The 13656-nt window shown below is 74.3% G+C and carries 14 protein-coding genes; 9 read left to right on the top strand and 5 right to left on the bottom strand.

Annotated elements, in window-relative coordinates; translation table 11 throughout:
- The first annotated feature begins 113 nt into the window (after nt 1-113).
- Nucleotides 114-887: a precorrin-6A synthase (deacetylating) gene (gene cobF / locus FRZ03_RS34975; RefSeq protein ID WP_146469078.1), complete on the top strand. Its 774-nt coding sequence runs from the start codon at nt 114-116 to the stop codon at nt 885-887.
- Nucleotides 888-896: 9 nt separating this feature from the next.
- Here cobF and FRZ03_RS34970 read toward each other — a convergent pair whose 3' ends face one another.
- Nucleotides 897-1733 (bottom strand): cobalt-precorrin-6A reductase, encoded by an 837-nt coding sequence (locus FRZ03_RS34970; protein ID WP_146469077.1) that lies wholly within the window; start codon nt 1731-1733, stop codon nt 897-899.
- Nucleotides 1734-1929: 196 nt separating this feature from the next.
- Here FRZ03_RS34970 and FRZ03_RS34965 point away from each other — a divergent pair, with 196 nt between their 5' ends.
- Nucleotides 1930-2772 (top strand): HAD-IIA family hydrolase, encoded by an 843-nt coding sequence (locus FRZ03_RS34965; protein ID WP_186785791.1) that lies wholly within the window; start codon nt 1930-1932, stop codon nt 2770-2772.
- Nucleotides 2773-2898: 126 nt separating this feature from the next.
- Here FRZ03_RS34965 and FRZ03_RS34960 read toward each other — a convergent pair whose 3' ends face one another.
- From FRZ03_RS34960 to FRZ03_RS34950, 3 genes are all read right to left on the bottom strand, one after another.
- Entirely contained in the window at nt 2899-3678 is a 780-nt protein-coding gene (locus FRZ03_RS34960) for a sulfite exporter TauE/SafE family protein (RefSeq protein ID WP_146469076.1), read from the bottom strand.
- A gap of 64 nt (nt 3679-3742) precedes the next feature.
- Nucleotides 3743-5251, bottom strand: coding sequence for a long-chain-fatty-acid--CoA ligase (locus tag FRZ03_RS34955; protein ID WP_146469075.1), 1509 nt, complete (start codon nt 5249-5251; stop codon nt 3743-3745).
- A gap of 139 nt (nt 5252-5390) precedes the next feature.
- The gene (locus tag FRZ03_RS34950; protein ID WP_146469074.1) at nt 5391-6578 is read right to left on the bottom strand and encodes a thiolase family protein; all 1188 of its coding nucleotides are present in this window, start codon (nt 6576-6578) and stop codon (nt 5391-5393) included.
- A 142-nt stretch (nt 6579-6720) separates the two neighbouring features.
- Here FRZ03_RS34950 and FRZ03_RS34945 point away from each other — a divergent pair, with 142 nt between their 5' ends.
- The 4 genes from FRZ03_RS34945 to FRZ03_RS34930 all read left to right on the top strand — a co-directional run bounded on the left by FRZ03_RS34945 (nt 6721) and on the right by FRZ03_RS34930 (nt 9149).
- On the top strand, nt 6721-7530 hold the full coding sequence (locus tag FRZ03_RS34945; protein WP_146469073.1) for an alpha/beta hydrolase: 810 nt from the start codon (nt 6721-6723) through the stop codon (nt 7528-7530).
- Nucleotides 7531-7635: 105 nt separating this feature from the next.
- Nucleotides 7636-8112: a Dps family protein gene (locus FRZ03_RS34940; protein WP_146469072.1), complete on the top strand. Its 477-nt coding sequence runs from the start codon at nt 7636-7638 to the stop codon at nt 8110-8112.
- Nucleotides 8113-8154: 42 nt separating this feature from the next.
- Complete coding sequence (locus FRZ03_RS34935; RefSeq protein ID WP_146469071.1) at nt 8155-8505, top strand: DUF3140 domain-containing protein; 351 nt, start codon at nt 8155-8157, stop codon at nt 8503-8505.
- Nucleotides 8502-9149, top strand: coding sequence for an endonuclease (locus FRZ03_RS34930; RefSeq protein WP_146469070.1), 648 nt, complete (start codon nt 8502-8504; stop codon nt 9147-9149). Before FRZ03_RS34935 ends, FRZ03_RS34930 begins: the two co-directional genes overlap by 4 nt.
- A 51-nt stretch (nt 9150-9200) precedes the next feature.
- Here the strand turns inward: FRZ03_RS34930 and FRZ03_RS34925 are convergent, their stop codons facing one another.
- The gene (locus FRZ03_RS34925) at nt 9201-10058 is read right to left on the bottom strand and encodes a Cof-type HAD-IIB family hydrolase (RefSeq protein WP_146469084.1); all 858 of its coding nucleotides are present in this window, start codon (nt 10056-10058) and stop codon (nt 9201-9203) included.
- A 164-nt stretch (nt 10059-10222) separates the two neighbouring features.
- Here FRZ03_RS34925 and FRZ03_RS34920 point away from each other — a divergent pair, with 164 nt between their 5' ends.
- From FRZ03_RS34920 to FRZ03_RS34910, 3 genes are read left to right on the top strand one after another with little or no spacing between them, the layout of a single operon-like run.
- Nucleotides 10223-11032 carry an SAM-dependent methyltransferase gene (locus tag FRZ03_RS34920; protein WP_261399474.1) on the top strand — a complete coding sequence of 270 codons (810 nt, stop codon included), beginning with the start codon at nt 10223-10225 and terminating at the stop codon, nt 11030-11032.
- Nucleotides 11033-11065: 33 nt separating this feature from the next.
- Complete coding sequence (locus FRZ03_RS34915; RefSeq protein WP_146469068.1) at nt 11066-12469, top strand: type I glutamate--ammonia ligase; 1404 nt, start codon at nt 11066-11068, stop codon at nt 12467-12469.
- A 2-nt stretch (nt 12470-12471) separates the two neighbouring features.
- Entirely contained in the window at nt 12472-13647 is a 1176-nt protein-coding gene (locus FRZ03_RS34910; protein ID WP_146469067.1) for an amidohydrolase family protein, read from the top strand.
- Nucleotides 13648-13656: the final 9 nt, after the last annotated feature.

The following is a 13656-nucleotide window of genomic DNA, read 5'->3' as shown; positions in this document are numbered from 1 at the left end:
GGGGGGCGCCGGGCCCGTGGACGCCGTGGTCGAGGCGCCCCGGCTCGGCCCCTGAGGCGCGGCGCCCGGAGGCGGGGGACGCGCGGCCGGTGGCATACGGCAGACTCGGTGGCGTGCGAAAGATTCATGTCATCGGTATCGGTTCGGGCGACCCCCGGCAGCTGACCTTGCAGGCGGTCGGTGCGCTGCGCGGCACGGACGTGTTCTTCCTGCTCGACAAGGGCGAGGCGAAGAGCGATCTCACCCAGCTGCGCCGGGACATGCTGGACGCGCATCTGCCCGCGGGTGCGTACCGGGTGGTCGAGGCCCGGGACCCGGAGCGGGACCGCGCGGCGGGCGGTTCGGCGTACTCGCCGGCCGTCGGGGACTGGCGCAGCGCCCGCGCCGGCATCTACGAGCGCATGATCGCCGAGGAGTTGGGCGAGGACGAGACCGGCGCCTTCCTGGTGTGGGGGGACCCGGCGCTCTACGACAGCACGCTGGGCATCCTGGAGGAGGTGCTGGAGCGGTGCGCGGTCGCGTTCGAGTACGACGTGGTGCCGGGGGTGAGCAGCGTCTCCGCGCTGGTCGCCCGGCACCGCACGGGACTGAACCGGGTCGCCCGGCCCGTGCAGATCACCACCGGGCGCCGGCTCGCCGAGGGCTTCCCGGAGGGGGTGGACGACGTGGTCGTGATGCTCGACGCCCACCAGACCTTCCGGCGGTACGCGGACGAGGACATCGACATCTACTGGGGCGCCTACATCGGCACCCCGGACGAGATCCTCGTCTCCGGGCCGCTCGCCGAGGCCGCACCGGAGATCGAGCGGGTGCGGGCCGAGGCCCGGGAGCGCAAGGGGTGGATCATGGACACCTACCTGCTGCGGAGGAACCCCGGCCGGCGGTAGGCGGACCGCTCACTCCTGGCCCAGGCCCAGCCGGTGCAGTACGGCCGGTACGTCCGCGACCGCCGCCACACCCGGCGGCAGCGGCGGGCGGCGTACGACGACGACCGGCAGGCCCAGTTCGCGTGCGGCCGTGAGTTTCGCGGCCGTGGCCTCGCCGCCGCTGTCCTTGGTCACCAGGACGTCGACGCGGTGCGCGCGCAGCAGGTCGCGTTCGTCGGGAAGGGTGAACGGGCCGCGGGCCAGGAGCACTTCGGTGTCCGGGGGCAGTGGCGGGTCCGGGGGCTCCACCGAGCGCACCAGGAAGTGGTGGTCCGTCAGGTGCGCGAAGGCGGCCAGGCCCAGGCGCCCGGTGGTGAGGAACACCCGGCGGCCGAGGGCGGGCAGCGCCTCGGCGGCCCCGGCCAGGGACGGGACGTCGTACCAGCGGTCGCCGGGGACCGGTCGCCAGCCGGGGCGGCGCAGCACGACCGCCGGCACCCCGGTGGCCGCCGCCGCGCGGGCCGCGTGAACCGTGATCGACTCGGCGAAGGGGTGGGTGGCGTCGACCAGGGCGTCCACGTGGTGGGCCCGCAGCCAGTCGGCGAGTCCGTCGGCCCCGCCGAAGCCGCCGGTGCGCACCTCCCCCGCCGGCGTCCAGGGCCGGGTGGTCCGGCCGGCCAGGGAGGTCGTCACGCGCACCCCGCCGGGGTGCGCCGCCAGCCCGGCCGCGAGCCGGCGGGCCTCGGCGGTGCCGCCGAGGACGAGGACGTGCCGGGGCGGCCCGCCCGGCGCGGCTCCCGGGGCCGGTGACCGCCCGGCGGACGGGGCGGGCGGCCCGGGCCGCGGTTCGGTGGGCTGCGAGGACATGGGGGTGAGCCTACGAGGTGGCGGGGGCCACCGGACCGCCGGGCCACAACCCGCCCTCCGGGTGGCAAGGGCCCGCCCGACCGCCGGACCGCCGGATCGCAGACCGCCGACGAGGCCGCAAGGGCCCGTCGGGCCATGGACCGCTGCCACGAGACGGCAGGGAGCGGCCCGGCCGTCGGGCCGTTACCGTCGAGGCATGCAGTCCGAGGAGTCCGCGCGGGCCGCGGAGGCCGGGGCCGGGTCCCTCGCCTCCGTGCGGGCCCTGCTGGTCGACATCGACGGTGTGCTCACCGTGTCCTGGCGGCCGCTGCCGGGTGCCGTGGCGGCGCTGCGCCGGGTGCGGGCGGCCGGGCTGGAGGTGCTCCTGGTCACCAATACGACGTCGCGGACCCGGGCGTCCGTCGCCGGGACGCTGGCGGCGGCCGGGTTCGCGGTGGACGAGCGGGACGTGCTCACCGCGCCGGCCGTCACCGCCGCCCATCTCGCCGAGCACCGGCCCGGCGCCCGCTGTCTGCTCCTCAACAGCGGGGACATCGCGGCGGATCTGGCGGGCGTCACCCTGGTGGAGGACGATCCCGAGGTGGTCGTACTCGGCGGGGCCGGGCCGGAGTTCGACTACACCGCGCTCAACCGGGCCTTCGGGCATCTCCAGCACGGTGCCCGGCTGATCGCCATGCACCGCAACCTGTACTGGCGCACCGACGCCGGCCTCCAGCTCGACTCGGGGGCGTTCCTCCTCGGACTCGAACGGGCCGCCCGTGTCGAGGCCGAGGTCACGGGCAAGCCGTCCGGGGCCTTCTTCGCGGCGGCGCTGTCCCGGCTCGGCGTCCCGGCGCGGCACGCGCTGATGGTGGGCGACGACGTCGAGACGGACGTCCTCGCGGCACAGCGGGCGGGACTCACCGGGGTGCTGGTACGGACGGGCAAGTTCCAGCAGGAGGTCCTGGAGCGGGCGAGCGGCACGCCCGACCACGTGGTGGACTCCTTCGCGGACGTACCCGCGCTGCTGGGGCTCGGGGACGGCGCGGACGGGCGTTAGGACCTCTCGTCCGGATCATCCCGGGCTCGCGGGCCCGGCACCGGGCCTCGCCGCGCTGTCGTCGAACGAAGGACCCTGGTGCTGCGACCGGAAAGGTTCACCGGCTCGCGGCTTCCGGCCACAGCACTAGCGCACCAGCAGTTGCACGCCGCCGACGACCGTCGCCGCGATCACCAGTTGTTCGAAGAGCCGTTGGTCGATCCGGTGGACGGCCCACTTGCCGAACAGGGCGCCGGGCACGACGAAGGGCACGAGGGCGGCGTCGAGGAGCAGCGAGTGGCCGTCGATCAGGCCGAGTCCGGCGCTGAAGGGGACCTTGGAGACGTTCACGATCAGGAAGAAGAACGCCGAGGTGCCGAGGAAGCCCAGTTTCCGGAAGCCCGCGGAGAGGAGGTACAGCGACATCACGGGTCCGCCCGCGTTGGCGACCATCGTGGTGAACCCGCCGAGCACGCCGTAGGAGCGGGCCTTGAGCCGGCCGGAGCGGGTCGTCACCGCGTCCGGCGCCTGCCCCGCCCCGCCGTCCGCCCCGCGCCGTCGCCACAGCGTGACCCCGGCCATCAGCAGCAGGATCGCGCCGATCGAGGTCCGTACGATCCCGTCGCCCGCCCACAGCAGGAACAGCGTGCCGACCACCACGCCGACCGCGACGGCCGGGAACAGCCGCCCCAGGGTGGGCCAGTGGGCGTGGCGCCGGTAGGTGAGGACGGCGAGCACATCGCCGGCGATCAGGACCGGCAGCAGGATGCCGGTGGAGGCGCGGGCCGGCAGGATCGCGGCGAAGACGGCGAGGCTGACCGTGTTGGCCCCGCTGACCGCGGTCTTGGAGAAGCCGACGAGCAGGGCGGCGAGGGCCAGGGCGGCGAACTCCCAGCCGGACAGGTGCCAGAGCGTCATCATGTTCATGCGGAGACCGATGCTAGGCGCATGCATCGGTCCCGCGTCGGCGAATTCCGGCGGGGGCCGGTCGTCAGCCCGTGAAGCGCGTCCGCAGTTCCCGCTTGAGGACCTTCATGCTCGGGCCGAGCGGCAGTTCGTCGGTGAACTCCACGCGCCGCGGGTACTTGTGGCGGCCGAGGTGTTCCTTGGACCACTCGGTGAGGGCGGCGGCGTCGGGGGCGCTGCCCGGTGCCGGGACGACGACCGCGCAGACCTCCTCGCCGTGCAGTTCGTCGGGCAGGCCGATGACGGCGACCTGGGCGACGCCGGGGTGGCGCACCAGGACCTCCTCCACCTCGCGCGGATAGACGTTGTAGCCGCCGCGGATGATGACGTCCTTCTTGCGGTCGACGATCCTGAGGAAGCCCTGCTCGTCCTTGGTGCCGAGGTCGCCGGTGCGGAACCAGCCGTCGACCAGGGCCTCTTCGGTGGCCTCCGGGCGGCCGAGGTAGCCGGAGAAGACGTTGTGGCCGCGGATGACGACCTCGCCCAGCTCGCCGGGCGGCAGCAGTTCGATCCGGCCCTCCACCTCGGCGCGCGCGATCTCCGCGTCGACGCCCCACAGCGGGTGGCCGATGGTGCCGACCTTGGTGCCGAACACCGGCTGGTTGACGGTGGCGGTCGGCGAGGTCTCCGACAGCCCGTACCCCTCGTAGATCCGCGCGCCGAACGCGGCCTCGAACCGCTCCAGGACGGCGACGGGCAGCGAGGCCCCGCCGGAGATGCACACCCGCAGTGCGGGCAGCACGTCGGTGTCGGCCGCGGCGCCCGCGAGCGCGACGAACATGGTGGGCACGCCGTGGAAGGTGTTGACGTCCTCCTTCACCATCAGCTCGATGGCGCGGGCCGCGTCGAAGCGGGGCAGCAGCACGAGCGTGGCGCCCGCCCGCCAGGTGGAGTTGAGCGAGACGGTCTGGCCGAAGGCGTGGAACAGGGGCAGCGCGCCGAGGGCGATGTCGTCGGGGCGGATGTCGTTGGCGTCGAAGGCGCACACGGTCGCGTTCATCACCAGGTTGAAGTGGCTGAGCACGGCGCCCTTGGGAACGCCGGTGGTGCCGCTGGTGTAGAGGATCACGGCCGGGTCGTCGGCGGCCCGGGTGACGTACGAGGTCAGCGGTTCGGCGTCGGTGGCGAGCCGGTCGAACTCGTCGCCCAGGGTGACCACCTGGACGCCGACGGCGTCGGCGGCGGCGCGTCCGGTCCCGGCCTGCGCCGGGTGGACGAGGAGCAGGGAGGCCCCGCTGTCCCTCAGCACGTGCTCGACCTCGCCGGCCGACAGCAGCAGGTGCACCGGGACGACGACACCGCCGGCCGCGGCGATCGCGTAGTAGGCGAGCGGGAACTCCGCGGTGTTGGGGGCCATGAGGGCGACCCGGTCGCCCGGCCGTATGCCGAGGCCGGTGAGCGCACCCGCCTGGGCCAGCGCCGTCCGCCAGGCCGCGCCGAAACTCAGCCGCCTCTCCCCTTCCACGAGGGCGGTCTTGGCGGGGCGGCGCCTGGCGTTCTCGGCCAGGATGGCGGCGACGGACAGGGTTGCCATGGGGTGCTGCTCCGTTCCTTGCTGCGGCCCGGGGGCCGACGGTGGTACCGATCCCTTGACGGGAAGCGTGGCTTGCTGGTGCAGTGGCCGAAAAGGTCTGCCGGGCGTCGCGAGCCGGTGGACCTTTCCGGTCGCAGCGCTAGTCCCGCTCGACCAGCATCGCGGTGCCCTGCCCCACGCCCACGCACATGGTGGCGAGCCCGCGCCGGGCGCCGGTGCGGCGCATGCGGTGCAGCAGGGTGGTCAGGATGCGGGCGCCCGAGCAGCCGAGGGGGTGGCCGAGGGCGATGGCGCCGCCGGTGGGGTTGACCAGGCCGGGGTCGATGCCGAGCTGGTCGACGCAGGCGAGGGCCTGGGCGGCGAACGCCTCGTTGAACTCGGCCTCCTGGAGGTCGCCGGTCGCCCAGCCGGCCCGGGTCAGGGCCTTGCGGGTGGCGGGGACCGGGCCGAGGCCCATCACATCGGGTTGGACGCCCGCGGAGGCGCCGGCGACGTAGCGGCCGAGGGACTCCAGGCCCAGCTCCGAAAGCGCCTCCTCGCTGACCAGCAGCAGACCGGCGGCGCCGTCGTTCATCGGGGAGGCGTTGCCCGCGGTGACCGTGCCGCCGGCGCGGAAGACCGGCTTGAGACGGGACAGCTTCTCCAGCGAGGTGTCCTCGCGGACGCACTCGTCCTGCTCGACCACGACGCCGTCGGGCCGTTCGACGGGCAGGAGTTCGCGGTCGAAGTGGCCGTTCTTGCGTGCGGCGGCGGCGAGTTGATGGCTGCGCAGCGCGAACTCGTCCTGCCGGGCCCGGGAGATGCCGTGACGTTCGGCGACCTCCTCGGCGGTCTCGCCCATGGCGAGCAGTCCGTGCAGCTCCTTCATGGCGGGGTTGACCAGGCGCCAGCCGAGCCGGGTGTCGTAGGTCTCGATGCGCTGTGGCAGGGCCTCGTCGGGGCGGGGCAGCACGAAGGGGGCGCGGCTCATCGACTCGGAGCCGCCGGCGATCACGATGTCGGCCTCGCCCGCGGCGATGGTGCGGGCGGCGGCGGTGACGGCTTCCAGGCCGGAGGCGCACAGCCGGTTGACGGTGGCGCCGGGCACGGACTCGGGCAGCCCGGCGAGCAGGACGGCCATCCGGGCGACGTTGCGGTTGTCCTCGCCCGCCTGGTTGGCCGCGCCCCAGTAGACGTCGTCGATGCGGGCGGGATCGAGCGCGGGCACCTCGGCGACCAGATGGCGGATGACGGTCGCGGCGAGGTCGTCGGGCCGCACGGACGACAGGGCGCCGCGCAGCTTGCCGATGGGGGTGCGGCGGGCGGCCGCGAAGTGGACGGGACGCACGGGTTCGACTCCTGACCTACGACGCTGTGGATCAGCACGGACCGGACAACACTTAATTAGCACTGCTAGTTTTGGACTATAGACCCCCGGGCGGCCCCCTGGGAAGATCCTCCGCAGACGCACCGAGGCAGCAGGAGGAGAGATGCCCCACGTTCGCGCGCACACCCTCGACGGCACCCGTGGGGAGCTGGCCGTCCGCGAGTGGCCCCACCCCGCACCGCGCTTCCTCGCCCTGCTGGCGCACGGCTACGGCGAGCACGCGGGCCGCTACGACGCGCTCGCCGCGGTGCTCACCGGGCACGGGGCCGCCGTGTACGCGCCCGACCACATGGGACACGGCCGGTCGGCCGGCGAGCGGGTGCTGATCGAGGACTTCGAGGACGTGGTCACCGATCTGCACGCGGTGGCCGAGCTGGCCGGGGCCGCCCACCCGGGGCTGCCGCTGGTCCTGGTCGGCCACTCCATGGGCGGCCTGATCGCGGCCCGCTACGCCCAGCGGTACCGCGCCGGACTGCGCGCGCTGATCCTGTCCGGCCCGGTGATCGGCGCCTGGGAGCTGCCCGGCCGCCTGCTGGCGCTGCCCGAGATCCCGGACACCCCGGTCAGCCCGTCCGCGCTCTCCCGCGACCCGGCGGTGGGCGCCGCGTACGCCGCCGATCCCCTGGTGTGGCACGGCCCGATGAAGCGGCCCACCCTCCAGGCGTTCGTCCGGACCCTGGACGCCGTCGCCGAGGGCGGTGACGTCGGCGGGCTGCCACTGCTGTGGCTGCACGGGGACGACGACCGGCTGGTGCCGCTGCCCGGCAGCCGCACCGGCGTCGAGCGGCTCAGCGGCGGCGACCTGACCGAGCGGATCTTCCCCGGCGCGCGGCACGAGGTCTTCCACGAGACGGTGAAGGACGAGGCCTTCGCCGAGACCCTCCGCTTCCTGGACCGGGTACTGCCCCGCTGAGCTGGGCCGTTTGCGCGCCCCGACGCTGGGCACCCGCCCTTTCGGACGAGATCGTACGGAGGAGTCGAAAGCCGTACGACACTGATGAAAGGGGACGCAGGCACCATGACCGTGGTGAAGAGCACGCTGTCCGAGAAGGCGCTCGGGATCACCGGGCCCGCACTCCAGGACACCCTGGTCGATCTGCTGGGCCTGTCGCTGATCGGGAAGCAGGCGCACTGGAACATCGTCGGTCCCCGGTTCCGCTCGATCCACCTCCAGCTGGACGAGGTCGTCGCGACGGCCCGTACCCACTCCGACACGGTCGCCGAGCGGGCCGCCGCGCTGGGCGTGCCGCCGGACGGCCGGCCCGAGACGATCGCGGCCGCCTTCGCGCTGCCCGGCACGAAGGAGGGCTGGCTGCGCGACACCGAGGTGGTCGAGCTGATGGTCTCGGCGCTGGAGGCGGCCATCGTCCGGCTGCGCGAGCGGATCACGGCGACCGACGAGGCGGACCCGGTGACCCAGGACCTGCTGATCTCGATCACCGCCGACCTGGAGAAGGAGCGCTGGATGTTCGAGGCGGAGAACCACCCGCGCTGACGGATCCCACCACCGGCAGTTCTCGTACGAAAGGGGAGCCCCATGGCCGATTCCCTGGAGACCGAGGCGCTGTGGGAGGACTTCCACCGCGCGGTCAACATGACCTCGGCGGAGCTCGCGGCCTGGCTCAGGGTCCGGGACGCCGAGGAGGCGGCGGAGCCGCTGCCCGACGAGGCCGGCACCGCGACCGGGCGGCATGTGCTCGCGATCCTCCAGAAGCGCCGCACCGACCTCACCGACGACGACGTCCGCGTGATGTACGAGGTCGTCGACACCGTCGGTGACCTGGTGGACATGGAGGACGAGCCGGAGCCCGAGCGGGCGCCCGAGGACACCCGCCGCAGGCACCGGCTGATGACACTGGGCCACGATCCGCTCAAGCCGGGGCCGTGAACCGCGACGAGCGGGTGGTGCGGGAGCTGGTGTCCGCGTACGGGCGGACGTACGCCGAGGAGGCGGGCATCCGGCTCGCGGACACCCCGCAGCCGCTGTACCGGCTGCTGGTGCTGTCGCTCCTGCTCAGCGCCCGCATCCGGGCCTCGGTGGCGGTGGCCGCCGCCCGCGCCCTGCACGAGGACCGGCTGGACAGTCCGCGCCGGATGGCCGCCGCGGACTGGCAGCAGCGGGTGGACGCGCTGGGCCGGGGCGGCTACCGGCGCTACGACGAGCGCACGGCGACCCAGCTCGGGGACGGCGCCGAGCTGCTGGACGAGCGCTGGGGCGGCGATCTGCGCCGGCTGCACGAGGAGGCGCACGGCGACACCGGGGAGCTGAAGCGGCTGCTCCAGGAGGAGCCCGGCATCGGCCCGGCCGGCGCCGACATCTTCCTGCGCGAGGCCCAGCGCGTCTGGCCGGAGCTGGGCCCCTACCTGGACGGCAAGGCCCTCTCCGGCGCCGAACGCCTCGGCCTGCCGAAGGACCCCGCCAAGCTCACGGAACTCGCGAAGGACACCGAACCCGCCGTCCTGGCCGCCGCGTTGGTGCGGGCGGCACTCGACAAGGGCGTGGCGGAGGACTGCCTGCGACGAGCCTCCTGACCCCGCCGCGCCGCCGCCCGCGTGCGGCCGCGCGACGAGGCGCGAGCCCGTTCAGTCCAGCCCCAGCACCCGGGCGATCGTCCGCAGCACCCCGTTGTCGTTGTTCGACGGCGCCACGTGGCGAGCCCGGCGGATGACCTCCGGGTGGGCGTTGGCCATGGCGAAGGACCAGTCGGCGGCGTCGAGCATCTCCAGGTCGTTGAGGTAGTCGCCGAAGACCATGGTCTGGGCGGGGCTGACGCCGAGGGCGCGCTGGAGACCGCGCAGGGCGGTGCCCTTGTTCGCGGTCGGGTTCATGACGTCCACCCAGTGCTCGCCGGAGACGACCACCTGGTGGGTGGCGGCGAAGGGGGCGAGCGCGGGGGCGGTGGAGCGTTCGGCGGAGCCGAAGTCGAAGACGGCGACCTTGACGAAGTCGTCGTCCACCGCGGTGACGTCGTCGACGACGCGGTGCTCGACGTAGTAGCGGCGCACCTCCGCCAGGAACGCCTCGTCGGTCCGCTCCACGTACGCCGCCCGCTTGCCGCAGACGACGGCGCCCGCGTCCCCGCCGTCCGCGGCCAGGCGCCGGACCGCCCGGGCGACCCCGGCCGCGACGGAGCGGTCGAGCGGGTCGGAGCTCAGTTCGGCGCCGTCGCGCACGACATAGGCGCCGTTCTCCGCGATGAACACCATGCCCTCGGCGACGTCCTCGAACTGCCGCGCGAGCGTGGCGTACTGGCGCCCGCTCGCCGGGCTGAACAGCACCCCGCGCCGGCGCAGTTCGACGAGCATCGGCCACAGGCCGTCCGGTATCCGCTTGGCGTCGTCCAGCAGGGTTCCGTCCATGTCGGTGACGACGAGGCGGATGTCCACGGGACCGGCCGACGAGCGGGAGGTGTCGAGGAGGGGCGTGGGCGTGACGGGCATGGCCTGCTTCCGGGCGGGGGTCAGGGTACCCACCCAGTGTCCCTCATGGGCCGGAACGTCCCGGGACCGCCCCGAACCGCCGACCGTGCGCGGTTCCCGGGACAGCGCGATCACCGGGCGGCACAATGACGGCGGGCCATCCGCACGGGAGAGGGGCGAATGACGTGACCGACGGGGAAGCCGTGACGACCGGACCGGCGCGACTGGACACCTCCGTGGCGCACAACGCCCGGGTGTGGAACTACTGGATCGGCGGCAAGGACCACTACGAGGTGGACCAGCGGGTCGGCGAGCAGGTCGCGGGGATGTTCCCGGTGATCCGGGGGGTGGCCCGCGCGGACCGGGAGTTCCTGGCGCGGGCGGTGCGCTTCGTCACCGCCGAGCGGGGCATACGGCAGTTCCTGGACGTGGGCACCGGCCTGCCCACCGTGGCGAACACCCACGAGATCGCGCAGCGCGTCGCCCCCGAGTCGCGGGTGGTGTACGTCGACAACGACCCGATCGTGCTGGTGCACGCCCGCTCACTGCTGACCAGCTCCCCCGAAGGCGTCACGGACTACGTGGACGCCGATGTGCACGACCCGGACGCCATCGTGCGGCGCGCCGCCGACACCCTGGACCTGGAGCGGCCGGTCGCGCTGATGATGCTGGGCATCCTGAACTTCGTCCTGGACACCGACGAGGCCCGGGACATCGTGCGGCGGCTGCTGGCGGCGCTGCCCTCCGGCAGCCATCTGGTGCTCACCCACCCCACCACCGACCCCGGAGCGGGCGGCGCGGGCAACACCGCCGCGATGGAGTTCTGGAACGCCCACGCCACCCCGCCGATCACCGCCCGGAGCCGCGCCGAGATCGCCTCCTTCCTGGACGGCCTCGACGTGCTGGAGCCGGGACTGGTGCCCTGCTCGCAGTGGCGCGCCGGGCCGGACGCCGAAGCGGTGCCGCAGCTCGGCGCGGTCGCCGTGAAACCCTGACGCCCCACCGGGCCGAGCCCGCGGAGGAGACGCATGACCACGCTTGCCGACCCCGTGCCCGGCGGGCGCCCCGCCGACCTGTGCCGGGTCGCCCCGCTCACCGCCGCCCTGGCCGCCCAGGGGGTGCGCGGCATCGTCCTGGCCTATGTGGACACGGCCGGCGTCACCCGGGTGAAGACGATCCCGACGGCCCGGCTGGAGGCCGCCGTCTCCTGGGGCGTCGGGATGTCCCCGGTGTTCGACACCTTCCTCGCCGACGACTCGATCGTCACCACCGACGTCCTCGGCTCCCCCGACGGCGACCTGCGGCTCTACCCGGACCTCGATCACCTGGTGGTGCTGGCCGGACAGCCCGGCTGGGCGTGGGCGCCGGTGGACCGGATCACCCAGGAGGGCGACCGGCACCCCGGCTGCGCCCGCACCTTCCTGCGCCGTACCGTCACGGAGGCGGCCGACCGGCACGGGCTCGGCTTCAAGGCGGCGATCGAGATCGAGTGGGCGGTCGGGCTCGGCTCGGCGCCCGCCGGGGAGTTCGTGCCGGCGGCGTCCGGACCGGCGTACGGGGCGATCCGGCAGGTGGAGCTGAGCGACTACCTCGCCGATCTGCTGGCCGCGCTCGCCGCCCAGGACGTGGACGTCGACCAGGTCCATCCCGAGTACGCGGCCGGGCAGTTCGAGCTGTCCACGGGCGCGCTGGACCCGGTGGCGGCGGCCGACCGCAGCGTGCTGGTGCGGCAGACGATCCGGGCGGTGGCCGGGCGGCACGGCCTGCGGGTGTCGTTCTCCCCGGCGGTCCTCGCCGGGAGCGTCGGCAACGGCGGCCACGTGCACCTGTCCTGCTGGCGCGACGGGGCGAACCTGCACGCGGGCGGCGAGCGCCGGTACGGCCTGACGCCCGACGCGGAGTCCTTCGCGGCCGGGATCCTCGCCCGGCTGCCCGCGCTGACGGCGGTCACCGCGCCCAGCCCGGCCAGCTATCTGCGGCTGCGCCCCTCCCAGTGGGCCGGGGTGTTCACCGCCTGGGGCCGTGAGACCCGGGAGGCGGCACTGCGCCTGGTCACCGGCACCACGGGCCGCCGGCACCAGGACGCCAACCTGGAGGTGAAGCCGGTCGATCTGGCCGCCAACCCCCATCTGGCGCTCGGTTGCCTGCTCGCCGCCGGACTCGACGGGCTCGCGGCCGGCCTGCGGCTCCCCGAGGAGATCACCGGCGACCCGGCCCGCTACGGCGCGGACGAGGCGGCGGCGCTCGGGGTGCGGCGGCTGCCCGCGTCGCTGCCCGAGGCGGTGCGGGAGTTCCGGGGCGACGAGGTGCTGCGGGCCGCGCTCGGCCCGGTCCTCGCGGACGCGGTGAGCGCCGTACGGCTCGGCGAGGCGGCGGCCGTCGAGGGCCTGGACGACGCGCGCGTGGCGGCGGCCTACCGCTGGACGTACTGAGCATGACGCCCACCGGAGCGGTCCACGAGGCGCTGGCCGCACTGGAGTTGGTGGACCACCACTGCCACGGCGCGGTGACCGCCGACCTCACCTTCCACGAGTTCGAGTCCCTGCTCACCGAGGGCGAGTCCTGGCCCGGCGTCTCGCCCTTCGACAGCCCGGTGGGCATCGCCGTACGACGGCACTCGGCACCGCTGCTGGACCTCCCCCGGCACGCGCCGCCGGACGCGTACGTGGCCCGGCGCGCGGAACTCGGCTGGCAGGAGGTGAACCGGCGGTTCCTGTCCGCCGCGGGCGTCGGGACGTTCTGCGTGGACACCGGCTACACCCCGCAGCCGATCACCTCCCCCGCCCAACTGGCCCGCGCGGCGGGCGCGGTGGCGTGCGAGGTGGTACGGCTGGAGCAGCTCGCCGAGGCGGTGGCCGCGCGGGGCGTGGAGGCCGGGGAGTACCCGGCCGTCCTCCGCGCGGCGGCCGAGGAGGCGGTGCGGCGGCCCGGAGTGGTGGCGGTGAAGTCGGTCGCCGCCTACCGCACCGGGTTCGCCCTCGATCCCCGGCGGCCGGCGGACGCCGAGGTGACCGACGCGGCCGCCCGCTGGCTCGCCACCGGCGGCCGGCTGACGGACCCGGTCCTGGTCCGCCACCTGCTGTGGACCGCCGTCGACCTGGGCCTGCCCCTGCAACTGCACACCGGCTTCGGGGACGCGGACGTACGGCTGCACCGGGCGGACCCCGCGCTGCTCACCGACTGGCTGCACCGCGTCGCCGGCACCGTCCCGGTCCTGCTGCTGCACTGCTGGCCGTACCAGCGCCAAGCCGCCTACCTCGCCGCGGTGTTCGAGGGGGTGTACCTGGACGTGGGACTGGCCCTGCACCACACCGGCCCGGCGCGGGCGCGGGCGGTGCTGGAGGAGGCCCTGGAGATCACCCCGTTCCGCAAACTGCTGTACAGCTCCGACGCGTACGGGGTGGCCGAGTTCCACCACCTGGGCGCCCTCTGCTTCCGTCATGGCCTGGCCGAGCTGCTGCAAGGCCGGGTGGACGCCGATGAGTTGACTCTCACCGACGCCTTGCGGATCGCGTCCTGGACGGGCCGCGACAACGCCCGCAGGATCTATGGACCGCCCGTGTCCGAACCGGCCCGCGTTCCCCGCGGCCGCCCCACCCGGAAAGTATGATCAAGCAAT

This window comes from Streptomyces misionensis (assembly GCF_007896895.1).
GTDB lineage: Bacteria > Actinomycetota > Actinomycetes > Streptomycetales > Streptomycetaceae > Streptomyces > Streptomyces misionensis_A.
The sequence above is the reverse complement of the archived record's forward strand: the minus strand, read 5'-3'. Positions and strand labels throughout refer to the sequence as shown.